The organism is Bacteroidota bacterium (assembly GCA_016718825.1).
In the GTDB taxonomy this organism is placed as follows: domain Bacteria; phylum Bacteroidota; class Bacteroidia; order J057; family JADKCL01; genus JADKCL01.
Genome location: JADKCL010000041.1, coordinates 41,978 through 56,455, shown reverse-complemented (window position 1 = coordinate 56,455; position 14,478 = coordinate 41,978). Strand labels below are relative to the sequence as shown.

Genomic DNA, 14,478 nt, shown 5'->3' with positions numbered 1-14,478 from the left:
CATCACGCAAATACCTGCACAAAGGCGAATGGAAAACGGCCGAGGTATTTCCCGAGACGATCCATATCAAAGGCAAGGCGGAGCCGCATATCGAGGATGTTGTCGTCACCCACAATGGCCCGGTGGTGAGCAACGTCGTGAAAACCGGCGGACAAGTTTTGGCTTTGAATTCGCCGGCGTTGCGGCCCTCGGCTTTGACCATGGGTTGGTACCAAATGGATCAGGCCCGCAATTGGAATGAATTTGTGGCGGCCATGCGTTTCATCGAGGCACCCGGCTTGAACATCGTCTATGCGGATGTCACGGGCAATATCGGCTACTGGATGACGGGCAAAACGCCGATTCGCGGCAAAGGAAATGGCGAAATGCCCTCCATCGGCTGGACTGGCGAATATGATTTCAAGGGTTTTGTGCCCTTTGAGGAGATGCCGCATACGCTCAATCCCGAGCGTGGTTACGTCGTCTCGGCCAACAACAAGGTCGTGAATGCCGATTTTCCGCACTTCATGGGCAATGTCTGGATGAATGGTTACCGGGCACGCCGCATCGAGGAATTGCTGCTTCAGAAGGACAAATGGCGGCGCGACGATTTCCCTGCGATTCACATGGATGTTTTTTGCAGACCGGGATTGGAATTTGTCGCGCATTTGAAGGACGTGGTGAATGTCGAAGGCAAGGCAAAACTCGCCCGCGACCGCATGGTGAACTGGGACGGCCAATTGACGACCAATTCGGTCGGCGGCTGCCTCTATCAAGTCGTAAGGCGGGAATTGTTGAGCCTGCTTTTCCGGTTGGGAACCGAGCATCACCACCACGAACCTTGGCTGATCGGCCGCGGAATGGATCCTGTTTTGTTCAAAGTCAGCGAATTCCAAGGCAAGGACACGACCGCCTTGTTGGATTTGTTGCAGAATCCCGAGAGCAAATTGCTGGCGCTGGCCGGTGGAAAGGCGGCTGCTTTGAAAAAGGCTTTGGAGAATGCGATTCTCTTCCTCGAATCCACTTTGGGCGGAGATTTGGAAAGTTGGCAATGGGGAAGGATCCATACCTTGGAATTTCCGCATGCCATGGCGATTCAAAAGCCGATGGACATTGTGTTTAATGCCGGACCTTATCCGATTCCGGGCGATACGGATACGGTTTTCCAGACTTCGATTCGCCCTGAATTGCCGTATTCTGCGAATTTGGCCATTCCTTCGTACCGGCAAATTGTGGACTTGGCCAATTTTGACCGTTCATTGTGGATCAAGCCGCCCGGACAATCGGGGCAGTTGGGTTCCCCGAATTATGACGATCAGGTCGCGCCGTTGTTGGAGGGGCGTTATTTTCCGATGCTGTGGAATCCGGAGGCCGTTGCGGGTTATGCAACCAAGGTTTTGGAGTTGATTCCTTAATTACCTCGGAGTTGTTGGGAAATTGGGCTTTTTTAAACGCAAAGGCCGCAAAGGGGACAGGCGCCGGGTTCGCAAAGGGCCGCAAAGAACCGGTTTTTGGGGAGAATTTCAATTCTCACCACTTCCGGTCGAAGGCTGTCTTGACCATTTCGTTGCGGGATTTGGTGCGGAGGGCGAAGTTGAAGCCTTCATACACCGAATAGCCGCCAAATTCGCCGGCTTTGTTGAGGGCGAGGAAACCGACTTGGAGGTTTTTCAAATCCTTGTGCTTCTTGATGATGCGTTCGACGGCTTGTTTGCAGGCTTCTTGCGGGGTGTAGCCTTGGCGCATCAATTCGACGACGGTATGGCTGCCTGCGATGCGGATGACGGCTTCGCCGACGCCTGTGGCGGTAGCTGCGCCGACTTCATTGTCCACAAACAGGCCTGCGCCGATGATCGGGGAGTCGCCCACGCGCCCGTGGAGCTTGTAGGCCATGCCGCTAGTCGTGCAGGCACCGCTCAGATTTCCCTGGGCATCCATCGCGATCAAGCCGATGGTGTCATGGTTCTCGCGGTTGATGATCGGCTGGTATTGCGAAGTTTCCAGCCATTTGGCATAAGCCGCAGCCACCTCGGCCTTGCTTTTTTCGTCGAGGAATTCCTTGTGGGTGAACCCTTTTGAAATCGCGAATTCGTAGGCGCCCTCACCCACGAGCATCACGTGCGGCGTTTCCTCCATGACCATCCGCGCCACCGCAATCGGATGCTCGATATTCTGCAAAAAGGCCACGCTACCGCATCGGCTTTCGTGGTCCATGATGCAAGCATCCAGGGTCGTAAACCCATCCCGGTCGGGCAAGCCCGCCAAACCGACACTGCGGTTCGTGGGATCCGATTCGGTCACCATCACGCCTTTTTCGACGGCGTCCAAGGCTGCGCCGCCGGATTCCAAAATGGGCCAAGCACCCGCATTTGCAGCCATCCCATGGTCCCAGGTCGACAGCACAATCGGCGCCTTGTCGCGATCGAATACCGGAAGTTTGGATTCTTTGGACTCAGATTCCTCGTTGGCCTGCGCCGGCGAACATCCAGCGGCAACCACGCCCAAACCGAGCATGGACATTTTGATGAAATTCTTCCTTGAATACATATTCGAATCCAATTTCAAAGCGACAAGTTAAGCATTATTGCAGCAGCCTTGCGCAAGATCAAAAATCAAATTCGCCGCCTTGACGCTCTTCTTGACGTTTTCGTTTGGGTGTTGCATCTCCAGTGCCAAAGCGGTAGCTGAATGTGAAATATGCAATCCGCGATTCGCGTTTGCGCCGGTTTTCGCCCGTGATCAATTCGGTATCGGTAAGAATCAGGAACCTGCGCGTGTTGAAAATGTCACTCACCCGGAAGTTGACCGAACCCTTGCCTTTCAGAATATTCTGTTTGACGGCAACATCGCTGGAAAAAAGCGCAGCAAAAACGCCTTGCGGGCCGACACGCGGCGTGCTGTAATTCGCGGTCACTTGAAGATTGGTGTTTTTGCTAAAGTAGACGGTGGCGTTCAGGTTGCTCGTCAAGCCGACATTGCTCACGGTCAAGTCCGCTTCGAGGTTGGAGGCATCGGTGACCGTGCGGAAAAAGTTGGCGCTTGCCATCAAATCCATCCATTTGGCAGGTTTCAACTGCGCGATCAACTCGAGGCCATAGCTTTGGCCGTCGAGCAGGTTCACAAACGTGATGATCACCGAGTCGCTCGTCGGGCTAGTGGGGGTGAAGTAGCGGGTGTGGCCGTTGGTGATGTAGCGGAAGTAGCCCGTGCCGCCCAAACTGCCCTTGTCAAATTTTTTGCTGTAGCTCAATTCGAAGGCGTCGATCGTCTCGGGCAGCAATTCGGGATTGCCGACACGCTGTCGCTTTGGGTTGCTGAAGTCGGTGAACGGGTTGAGTTGGTCGGTCGTCGGGCGGTTGATGCGGCGACTGTAGCTCAGCCTGAATTCGGAGCCGGTTTTGGGTTTGTAGCTCAAATAGGCATTCGGAAAGAGCTTGAAATAATTGTTGGTGAAGGTGTCCTGTGTCGTCACGAGTTCCGAACGCGTGAGCGCTTGCTCGGCGCGCAGGCCCACCTGCGAGGCAAATTTTAGGCTGAAAGAATGCCCCCAGATGCCGTAGGCGGCGAAAATCCGCTCCTTGTAAAGGAAGTTATTGTTGAGAAAGGTGTCTGGGAAAATTTGTTCCAGGCTGTGGTTCAGGGATTCGGAGTAGAATTCATTGCCAATGTCGCGGCTCGTTGCCTTGGCGCCGGCGTCAACCTGATTTTTGTCGTTGATGGGATGTACGTAGTCGATTTGGGCCGTTCCCAGCCTGATGCCGTCCGTTTGGATGTTGCGCTGCACGTCATCTTCGAGTGTTGGGCTTCCAGATGGATTCAGGATATAATGGGTGCGAAAGAGGTTGTCTTCAATGTTCAATCCCTGCGAATAAGCCAAGCGTGCGTCGAGGCTACGCCGCTGCTGTTTGAATTTTTGTTGCAAATTGATTTCGCCGTCGAAGTTGGACATGGATTCAACGCCAGTATTTGGCCGCAAATACACGCTCACCGGCGTTTCAGTGCTGGTTTGCTCCTGAAAAAATGAAATATCGAATGCGTCTTCATCTTGTCCAGCCCATCCGCCTGCCAAGCCCAGCGTTGTGCGATCGCTGAGGTAAAAGTCGATCCCTAATCGCGCCATATTGTCCAAGGCTTGCCGATTGCCGATGTTGTCGATCAGCATGATGGGGGATGCTGTATCGGCGGGCGTGTCGCTGTTGCTGTAGCCGCGGCCCCAACGGTCCTCGAGCCGGAAGCTGTAAGTGCCGTAGGCATTGAATTTTTTGGTGCGGTACCCGAGGCTCAAACTCGAATTGTATTTCTGGTTGTTGCCAATTCCAAGTGTCAGGCTCCCATTCAGCCCGGCGGATTTGTTCTTTTTGGTGATGATGTTGATGATGCCCGACATGCCGTCGGGATCATACCGCGCGGAGGGATTGGTAATCACCTCCACGGATTTGATCGAATTCGCTGGGATTTGCGCCAAAATAGCGGACCTGCCGGCACCCGTCAAGGCAGAAGGCTTGCCGTCGATCAACACCGTGACATTGCCACTGCCACGCAGGCTCAGGTTGCCATCGATGTCGACCTCTACCGAAGGGAGCGTGCGCAGGATGTCCGTCGCTGCCCCGCCTTCCGAAACAAGACTCTTCTCGACATTGTAGGTCTTGCGGTCGATGTTGTTGAGCATCAGGTCTTGGCGGTCGGTGATTTGCACATCAGCGAGTTGGTAGTCGGTGGGTGCAAGGCTGATGCGGCCGAGGTTTTTTTGGGGTGCCTGCAGGGTCAGCGCGATCGGGCCGATCCGTTTTTTACGAAAGCCGATGAAGCTGATTTCGACGAAGTAGCTTCCCGGACGAAGATTGGGGATTTCAAAACTGCCTTTTTCGTTGGTCAGCCCACCACCGACCAAACTGTCGCCTGCTGATTGCAAGATGCTCAAAGAGGCATAAGGCATGGGTGTGGCGTTGCTACTGTCGAGCACTTGACCCGAAATCGCACAAGTGACTGGCTTTTGCGCAAAGGCAGTGAGCGGTATCCAACATGCCAGAATCAACCCCCAAATGATCTTCGCTTTCCAATTCATCGGGCCAAAGTTAGGGAATCAGCGGGAATGCGGTTGCTGAGATGGATCATCTCAAGCTGGTAAATGTGGTGCTTTTCCTGCTTTTTTGCATCCTATATGCGCCTTTTTGCTTCCCGGAATTGAAAATGCCATTGACTTGCTTTGCAAATGCCCCTCATTCGCCTATTTTTGCAGCCCAGAGATGCCTGTTGGCATCCAGCTTTTTTATACTCCAGTTGAAAAAGAAAAATCCAATCATGAAGAAGTTTCTAGCGTCTATCGCCCTCGTCCTTGTCACGGGATTTGCCGTTGCACAAACCACTCCGTTGACCGTCACTTTCAAGTTTGTACATATCGTCGAAGGATATGACCATGAATGCAAATCGGTGGTTTACGTTGACGGTGAGCAAGTTGGTGAATCTAAAGAAGCCAAGGAATCCGTTGGTACAAGTTTTACAGTGCAGGTTCCGAATGGCTCCCATGACATCAAGGTCATGAACTTTGCCTATTACGAAGGCGAATGGGAAGAGCATACCGTTGAAAACGAATACAGCATTGACTGCTTTTTTGAGGAAAGCGGTCGCGAATTCTCTGGCAAGGCGCAAAAGCTCTATTTGGTCCATGATATTGATGCCAAAACCTATTATTCCTGGGGTAAGGCACTCAAAACCAACAAAAAGACTGGCGGTATCAAGGTGCCTAAAGGTCAGGAGTAATCCCCCTGTCATCGTGCAGCAAGGCTAGTTTGCCTCGTTGCCTCTCGATTGCCCCGATTTTGTAGGACGCTCGCCTATCCGTCTAAAAAGCGGCTCATTTGGCGGATCTGTCCACAGAATCGGGGCAACTTGTTTTTCAATCTCCGTTTTGTTCGTTTATTTTTGCCCGATGTGCCGTAATCTGGATTCCCCCGATTTGTCACCACGCTTGCATGAGGTACAAAAATACCCTTTTCTACTTTCTCGTAACCGGGGCTTCCGCAGCAGCCCTGTATTGGATATTGCAGAGAGGGGAGAAGTTGGAGCACCTTGCAGCGAAGCCAGGTAAAGACCCCGACATTGTTTCGTCTTGGTCAATTTTTCTCGACAGCCTCTGGGCTAACGTCACCCATCCGCTAGCGATTTTGCTCGCGCAGATTGTGACGATCATTCTCTTTGCCCGGTTGTTGGGCTGGGTTTGCAAGCGTATCGGCCAACCTACCGTGATCGGCGAAATCGCCGCAGGTATCATGCTCGGGCCTTCCTTGGTAGGGCGGTATCTGCCAAATGTTTCCGCCGAATTGTTCCCGCCGGAATCGCTGGGCAATCTTCAGTTTTTGTCCCAGATTGGCCTGATCCTGTTCATGTTTGTTGTAGGGATGGAGCTGGACCTTAAGGTTTTGCGCAACCGTGCCAAAGACGCCGTTTTGGTAAGCCACGCCAGTATTGTCATTCCCTTTGTCTTGGGTGTCGGATTGGCTTATTACCTCTATGAGGATCATGCCCCTTCTGGAGTTCTCTTTTCATCCTTTGCCTTGTTTCTCGGAATTGCGATGAGCGTAACGGCTTTCCCTGTGCTTGCGCGCATCGTGCAGGAACGCGGACTGAACAAGACAAAACTCGGTGCACTTGTCATTACCTGCGCTGCCGCCGACGATATCACGGCTTGGTGCATGCTCGCTGCTGTAATCGCCATCGTGAAAGCAGGTTCATTCGTCAGCGCTTTGTACATCATCGCAATGGCGGTTGCATATCTCGCATTGATGGTGTGGGTGCTAAGGCCATTCTTGAAACGCGTCGGCGAATTGCATACCAGCAACGAAAACCTGAGCAAGCCCATCGTGGCCATTTTCTTTTTGGCATTGTTGCTCTCGGCATTTGCGACAGAAGTGATCGGAATCCATGCTTTGTTTGGCGCCTTCCTCGCCGGCACGATCATGCCCGACAACCTCAAGTTCCGCACCATTTTCATTGAAAAGGTGGAGGATGTCGCGCTTGTATTGCTCCTGCCGCTGTTTTTTGTCTTCACTGGACTGCGCACGCAAATCGGATTGATCGATGATCCAGAAATGTGGGCCATGTGTGGAGTTATTGTCGCAGTTGCCGTCGTTGGCAAATTTGCGGGCAGCGCCTTGGCTGCCAAATTTGTCGGGCAATCCTGGAAGGAAAGCCTTTCCATCGGTGCTTTGATGAACACCCGCGGCCTCATGGAACTTGTGGTCCTCAACATCGGCTACGATCTGGGCGTGCTCAAACCTGAAATCTTTGCGATGATGGTGATCATGGCCTTGGCCACCACCTTCATGACCGGTCCGGCATTGAATCTGATCAATTGGGCCTTTAAATCCGTTCCCGAAGACGGCGAAGTCAAGTCGCAACAATTCCGAATCTTGCTCTCTTTTGCCAATCCGGAGCGTGGTCGCACGCTGCTGCGCCTAGCAAATGCATTGATCAAGAAGCAAAAAGAACATGCCGAGGTGACAGCATTGCACCTGACCCTGAGCAATGAGCTCCATCATTACAACATCGACGAATATGAGCAACAAGCCTTTGCGCCGATATCGGAAGAGGGGGTTTTGCTTGATCAGGCATTCGCACAGAAGTTCAAGCCGTCTTACGACATCGATGCGGACATCGCTTTAGCGGCCAATGAAGGCAAATATGACCTTTTGCTCGTTGGAGTCGGCCAATCGATATTCGAAGGCAGTTTGCTGGGAAAATTGCTTGGATTTACCACGCGCATCATCAATCCTGACCTGATCTTGAACAAAGTGACGGGCAAGGAGAAATTGTTTGAAAATTCGCCATTTGATGAGCGGATGCGTTTCATTTTGGCCCGCACCGAGGTGCCTGTCGGTATTGTCATCGACAAAGGCCAAGTGGGAACAGACCATGTTTTGGTGCCTTTGTTGCATCAAAAAGACAGGCATTTGCTGCACTATGCTGAGAAATTGGTGCGCAACGGCTGCACCTCTGTCACGGTATTTGATCCCGAAGGGCTCTCCAAAAGCAAAAAGGAAATTCGGGAGGCATTGAAACACATCGACAAGGAATGCCCGGGGAAAATGACCGTGATCCAAGGAAATGCGCCTTCCGAAGAAGTGCTCAAGGCCCAAAACTTGATGCTGATCGGCTTGGAAAGCTGGAAGCGCTTGCTGGAACAACAAAGCCCTTGGCTCAACATTGCACCTTCTACCTTGATTTTGAGAGCCTGAGCCCAGGTTCTATTCGCTAGCCGAGGGCCCCAATCCAGCTTTATATACCTCCAAGCAGCGTTCACGGCTCGTTTTGTGGTCCACGATGGGTTTCGCATACTTGGGCGTTCCATATTCCGGCACCCAATGTTTGATGTATTGAAACTTGGAATCAAACTTTTGTTGCTGCGATTCGGGGTTGAAAATACGGAAATACGGCGCTGCATCTGTGCCACAACCCGTTGCCCATTGCCAGCCGCCATTGTTGCTGGCAAGGTCAAAATCGAGCAATTTTTCTGCAAAATAGGCTTCGCCCCAGCGCCAATCGATCAGGAGGTGTTTGGCCAGAAAGCTCGCAGTGATCATGCGCACGCGGTTGTGCATGAAGCCCGTCGCATTCAATTCTCGCATTCCGGCATCCACAATCGGGTAACCGGTTTCGCCTTTGCACCAAGCCTCAAATTCGCGTTCATCGTTGCGCCATTGAATCGCATCATACTGCGGACGGAATGGTCCGTCGACGACATGCGGGAAATGCTGCAAGATCATCGAATAGAAGTCCCTCCAAATCAACTCATTGAGATAAGTCGTGTTGAGTTGCTCGGCCTTGCGTGCCTTCTCCCTGATGCTGATCGTCCCAAACCGGAAGTGAATGCCGAGCCGGGAAGTTCCCAGAATCGCAGGAAAATCGCGGGTTTCATGGTAGTTTTTGATGATGCCCGCAGCAACCTCCTGCCTTGGGATTTGGATGCGCGACCGCTGAAAGCCAATGTCTTTCAAGCTGGGCATTGGAAATGCTGTTGTCTGCAGGAGCTTGTCGAGGTTGTCTTCTGAGGGATAGGCCTTAAAATAAAACGATTCGCCGTTTTCCTTTTTGCCCGACTCCAGTTTCGCTTTCCATTTGCGGCTGTAGGGCGTAAAAACGGTGTAGGGCTTGCCATCGTCCTTCACCACTTCGTTGCCCTCAAAAATCACGTGGTCCTTGTGCGTATGAAACCCGATTCCGTTGGCAGCGAGCAATTCTCCGATGGCATTGTCGCGCGCAATGGCAGCAGGTTCGTAGTCACGGTTGGTATGGACTTCGGCAATGTCAAATTCGGAGAGGAGGGATTTCCAAACGTCCAATGGCTTGCCATGGCGGACGAGAAGGCTACCTTTTTGAGCTGCCAATGCGGTTTGGAGGTTGGTCAAGCAGTCATGGATAAATGTCACACGCGCATCTGTCGGATCTTGAAGCTTGGAGAGGATATCGCTATCCAACACAAACATCGGCAACACGGGATAGCCACTTTTCAGGGCATGGTAGAGGCTGGCATTGTCATGCAGGCGGAGGTCACGACGGAACCAGAAAAGGGCAATTTTCTTCTTGGAAGATGACATAAGACCTGAAACCCGTCTGGGTGGTGATTGTTGGGAAGCGGCGCGAATTGCGCGGAATTTGCATAGTATCACCCATTTAGCTAAGTTGCATTCACCAACACATTTTTTCGCATGCGCTATTCAAAATCCCCTCTGGTGCCTGTGCTAATGGTTGTTTTGCTGATGACCTCCCTTTGGGCTGGCTGCGGGCAAAGCACGAGCACGGAATCCACGCTTTCCCTCGACAGTTTGACTGTTCCGCCGCCGCAAGCTGGCAATGGCGAAGAGGCCAACCTTCCTTCTCCGGTGCAAATGGCATTGAGCATTTTCAATTCCAAGGCACCTTACAACGGCGAATTGCTCAATCCGGCGACAAAGGCCGATGGTTATAGCAATACCTTTTCCCAAGCCATCAATCTCGGCATTTACCAAGCTGATTTGGGTTATTTGATCGCCAACCATCAGACCCAAGGTGCGCTCGACTACTTTGGCGCGGTCAAAAAGCTGGGCGATAAAATGGGGATATTCGGGGCATTTGAAGACACCATGATGGAACGTGCCGAGAAGAACCTCGACAGCCGCGACAGCCTTTTTGCGATCGTCTCCGATGCATTTCAGAATGCTGACATTTACCTGAACGAAAATGCAATGATGGCCTCTGCCGATCTCATCCTCGCTGGCGGATGGTTGGAGAGCACATATTTGGCAACCCAGATTCTGAAAACCCACGACAGCGGGCCGCTCCGCAAGCGCATCGGCGACGACAAACAAGTGTTGCCCGAACTGCTGATTGCCCTCGAGGCACACAAAGACAGCAAAGACCACCTCGCCTTGGCGGGGCATTTCCGCGAACTCAATACGATTTACGACGAAATCAAAATCAAACGGGAAGACAAGGCAGCTGTCTCCGATCCTGAAAAGAAAGTGACCAAAATCGGCTCCAAGACCAAGGTGCGTTACACCAAGGAAACCTTGGCCAAAATCACCGACAAAGTAGCCGCCATTCGCAAGATTTACGTCAATTGATTCTTTTGCCATGAAATCTCACCCGACTCAATATCCGAAATTCAAGGCTTTTGCCACAATCTTATTGGCAGCAGCGTTGATGTTGCTGCCCGTCACCTCGAGCCTGCGCGCGCAATGCGACAAATTGGCGCAGCGTTGCGAAGGCGAACTGCTCGATTACCTATCCGACGGCCAATATTACCGTGCCGTGGTCAAAGATGGCGGGGAGGCAACCATCAAAGTCACGCTTTACGAAGGTTACCGCTATCGCTTTGTCGTCTGTAACGACCGCCCCGGTGCCAAAGTCCGCTACCGCGTGCTGGATGGACGCAAAACCGAAGTCTTCGAAAGCATGGGTGCCAAAGACGGCGACTATTGGGACTTCGAACTCTCCGGCACCGACAATTTTGTGATCAAGGCCTCCATCCCCAACAATGTCGGCACAGGTTGCATCGTGTTCAGCGTCGGCTACGACGATGAATTGATGGTTGAGGACGAATTCGAGGAGGAAGACGATCCCTTCTTTGAGGACGAACTCGACTACGACCTCGACGAGGAAGAAGAAGATTGATTCAGTTAGCAATTGGCAGTTAGCGGTTAGCAGTTTGGGGGTGCTGTGTGCGTTTGGCGAATGGTAGTCCAAGGTGCGAGGTGGTTTGCATGGTTTTCAGAGGCAGTTTGATCCTTTTGCGGATTGTTGCTGTTGCCAGAGTGTGGTTGAGGGGACCTAACAGAAGGTTTTGATGAGCAGTTCAGGTTGCGGTTCATTGAAAGGTCGCCGCCAAAGGCCAAAGGCCACCATTGAAAACTGCTAACTGCTACTTTCTAACTGCTAACTGAGAGGTATTTAATTCAAGATTCCCATGAGCGAAAAAGTGCTGCGCATCTTGATGCGTCTGTTTGCCAAACTCGCCCTTTTGGACGAGGTGACCGAGGAAGAGGTCGACGTCGTACGTGAATTTCTCGAATCCCATCTCAGTGCTGCCGATGTGCCTGCTCAGATGGAGCTGTTTCATCAGTATGTCAATGACGGTGAGGAGATTGATGTGCGGGCTTACTGCGCAGAGATTGCCCGTGAGTTGAGCCTGCGGCAGCAATACATCATCGCATTGCACTTGTTGGAGCTGATTCATGCCGATCAGGTGGTCAGCGAGGACGAGATGGTCTTCTGGAAACATGTGGAATCGGCTTTCAAATTGGATTCCAAAGAAGTGGCGCCGCTGATTGCATTTGTAGGGGCGCATTCGGTGGATGATTTGCCAAAGGAGGCATTGCTTTGCAGCGAAACTGCGGTGGGCGTTTCAACAGGTAACCGCTATTTGCAAGCTCCCGTGCATGGCACGATTGCCGTCCTCAATTTGGGCGGCGGTGCGTTTTTTATCCTCAAATATTTCGGGCAGGAATACCTGCAACTCAACCATCAGTACATTTCGCCGGATCGCAATCATGTGCTGGGTCATGGAAGCGTGATCAGCTTGCCGCATGGTAAGTCGCTCTATTTCAGTGATATTTCGAAGCAATATTTGGCATTGGAAGCCGAGGAGCGTGTTGTTTTCCGTTCCTCGAAGCTTGAATATGCCTTCGCCAATGGCCGCAAGGGTTTGCATGGCATCGACTTGGTCGAGGAATCCGGTCACTTGGTCGCCATCATGGGGGCGAGTGGTTCGGGCAAAAGTACCCTGCTCAACGTCCTCAACGGCAACCTCAAACCGAGCAAAGGCTCGGTCACCATCAACGGGGTGGACCTGCATGGCAAGCTCGACGCCTTCAAAGGATTGATCGGCTACGTGCCGCAAGACGACCTGCTCATCGACGAACTCACTGTCTACCAAAATCTGTATTTCAATGCCAAACTCTGCTACAAAGACAAGTCAGCCGAGGAGTTGGATGCTTTGGTATTGAAGGTGTTGGCAGATTTGGGTCTCTCCGAAACGCGCGACCTGCGGGTGGGGAATCCGCTGGACAAGACCATTTCCGGCGGGCAACGCAAGCGTTTGAACATCGGGCTTGAGCTGTTGCGGGCGCCTGCGATCATCTTTTTTGACGAACCCACTTCAGGGCTCAGCAGCAGGGATTCGGAGAATATCATGGACCTGCTCAAGGAGCTCACCCACCGCGGAAAGCTCATTTTTGTGGTCATTCATCAGCCTTCCTCCGAGATTTTCAAAATGTTTGACAGCCTGCTTGTGCTTGACACTGGCGGCTATCCGATTTACTATGGCAATCCGGTGGAGGCGGTGATTTACTTCAAGCGGGCGAGTGAGCAGATCAACCACGGGCAACCGACCTGCCCGGAATGCGGCAACATCAACCCGGAGCAAATTTTCACCATCATCGAGACACGCGTGCTCGACGAATTCGGGAATCCCACAACGAAGCGGAAGATTTCACCACAGCAATGGCATGCGGTGTTTTTGGGTAGGAAGATTGCTGATGTCGCTGCCGAATCGGATTTTGAAGCAGCGGCAAGCCCCTCGGGGCTGAAAACCCCTGGTTGGATGCGCCAATTCGGAGTGTTTTGGAAGCGGGATCTGCTTGCAAAGCTGGGAAACAAGCAGTATTTGGGCATCAACATCCTGCAAGCGCCACTCTTGGCAACGATTTTGGCGGTGTTTGTGCGCTATTCGGAGGGTGATGGCGGGTATTTATTCGGAAAGAATGACAATGTTCCTGCTTTTTTCTTCATGAGCATTGTTGTAGCCCTGTTTACAGGCATGACGATGAGCGCAGAAGAGATTTTTCGGGATCGGAAGATCTTGAAGCGGGAAAATTTCTTGAATCTGAGCCGGAGCGGCTACTTGACGTCGAAAGTGAGCATCCTGTTTGGCTTTTCGGCCCTGCAAATGGCAAGTTTTGTACTGATCAGTGCCCTGGTGCTGTCGATTCCTGGGCTTTACCTCGAATATTGGCTGCTGATTTTTTCCTTGTCCTGCTTTGCGATCATGCTCGGGTTGAATGTTTCGGCGACCTTCAATTCGGCGGTCACGATTTATATCCTGATTCCGCTGCTGCTGATTCCGCAACTGATCTTGAGTGGAACCGTGGTGAAATTTGATCAGTTGAATCCGAACTTCACCTCACCCAAGGTCGTCCCGGTTGCGGCGGACTTGATGGCCTCCCGCTGGGCTTATGAAGGGATGATGGTCAAATTTTTTGAGGACAATGACTATCAGAATGCCTTTTTTGACGTCGAACAGCAGGCAAGTGAGGCGACCTATCTCAAGGATTATTGGCTTCCGAAAATGGAAGATGTAACCGCCTATTGTCTGCGCCATCAAAATGAGTCGGGAGATTCGGCAAAAGCAGCCTATACCTCCAATTTTGCCCTGCTCCGCAACGAAGTTGAAACCCAATGCCGCCGTGCACCTTCGATTTTGCCTACTTGCCGTGATGCACTCAAAAAGGACCAATTTTCGCCGCTCATCGCCGAATGCCTTCAAGGCTGGTACGGAAAGCTGAAGGAGACTTATGCGTCTGTCGCCAATCAACTCCGCGTTAAACATGACGCGATTGATGCCCAATTGGCTGCAAAATCGGGTAGCCCGGAGGGCTATATCCGCTTCAGGCAGCAACACCACAACGACGCGATCGAAAAGCTCGTGCGCAATGCGGATTCAGGCACACGCCTGCAGACCCAAGACGAGGAAATCGTGCGCCGCTTTGAACCGATCTACAATCCTGAAATTGCGGGCGGTTTGCTCGGTTACCGCACACACTTCTACGCCGCCAAAAAGCAGCTTTTCGGGATCAAAATCGATACATTTACCTTCAATATCCTGGTGATTTGGCTCATGACTTTGGCGCTGTATGTTTGCCTGCACTTCGAAGTTTTTCGGAAAATGCTGCAATTCCTGGAACGGAGAAGGAAATCCGCCTAGTTTTTGTGGAACGCCAAAAGCTCCCGCAAACCCAGTACTCATGC

Annotated in this window: 9 protein-coding genes; 6 read left to right on the top strand and 3 right to left on the bottom strand. The window is 52.1% G+C overall.

What is annotated here, in order from left to right; genetic code table 11:
• A partial coding sequence (locus tag IPN95_26875; GenBank protein MBK9452980.1) for a penicillin acylase family protein occupies window positions 1-1,394 on the top strand: 1,394 nt, incomplete at its 5' end.
• Window positions 1,395-1,509: 115 nt separating this feature from the next.
• Here the strand turns inward: IPN95_26875 and IPN95_26870 are convergent.
• Both IPN95_26870 and IPN95_26865 read right to left on the bottom strand, forming a co-directional pair.
• Window positions 1,510-2,526, bottom strand: coding sequence for a N(4)-(beta-N-acetylglucosaminyl)-L-asparaginase (locus tag IPN95_26870; protein ID MBK9452979.1), 1,017 nt, complete (start codon window positions 2,524-2,526; stop codon window positions 1,510-1,512).
• 58 nt (window positions 2,527-2,584) lie between these two features.
• Window positions 2,585-5,044, bottom strand: coding sequence for a TonB-dependent receptor (locus IPN95_26865; protein MBK9452978.1), 2,460 nt, complete (start codon window positions 5,042-5,044; stop codon window positions 2,585-2,587).
• A gap of 236 nt (window positions 5,045-5,280) precedes the next feature.
• Between IPN95_26865 and IPN95_26860 the strand changes: the two genes are divergently transcribed.
• Complete coding sequence (locus tag IPN95_26860; GenBank protein ID MBK9452977.1) at window positions 5,281-5,739, top strand: hypothetical protein; 459 nt, start codon at window positions 5,281-5,283, stop codon at window positions 5,737-5,739.
• A gap of 212 nt (window positions 5,740-5,951) precedes the next feature.
• A complete protein-coding gene (locus tag IPN95_26855) occupies window positions 5,952-8,213 on the top strand; it encodes a cation:proton antiporter (GenBank protein MBK9452976.1) in 2,262 nt (753 codons plus the stop codon).
• A gap of 9 nt (window positions 8,214-8,222) precedes the next feature.
• On the opposite strand, the gene IPN95_26850 is transcribed toward IPN95_26855, so the two are convergent.
• Window positions 8,223-9,572, bottom strand: coding sequence for a deoxyribodipyrimidine photo-lyase (locus tag IPN95_26850; GenBank protein ID MBK9452975.1), 1,350 nt, complete (start codon window positions 9,570-9,572; stop codon window positions 8,223-8,225).
• 162 nt (window positions 9,573-9,734) lie between these two features.
• On the opposite strand from IPN95_26850, the gene IPN95_26845 reads away from it, so the two are divergent.
• The 3 genes from IPN95_26845 to IPN95_26835 all read left to right on the top strand — a co-directional run bounded on the left by IPN95_26845 (window position 9,735) and on the right by IPN95_26835 (window position 14,434).
• Window positions 9,735-10,577 carry a hypothetical protein gene (locus tag IPN95_26845; protein ID MBK9452974.1) on the top strand — a complete coding sequence of 281 codons (843 nt, stop codon included), beginning with the start codon at window positions 9,735-9,737 and terminating at the stop codon, window positions 10,575-10,577.
• 10 nt (window positions 10,578-10,587) lie between these two features.
• Window positions 10,588-11,127 carry a hypothetical protein gene (locus tag IPN95_26840; protein ID MBK9452973.1) on the top strand — a complete coding sequence of 180 codons (540 nt, stop codon included), beginning with the start codon at window positions 10,588-10,590 and terminating at the stop codon, window positions 11,125-11,127.
• A gap of 292 nt (window positions 11,128-11,419) precedes the next feature.
• Complete coding sequence (locus IPN95_26835; GenBank protein MBK9452972.1) at window positions 11,420-14,434, top strand: ATP-binding cassette domain-containing protein; 3,015 nt, start codon at window positions 11,420-11,422, stop codon at window positions 14,432-14,434.
• Window positions 14,435-14,478: the final 44 nt, after the last annotated feature.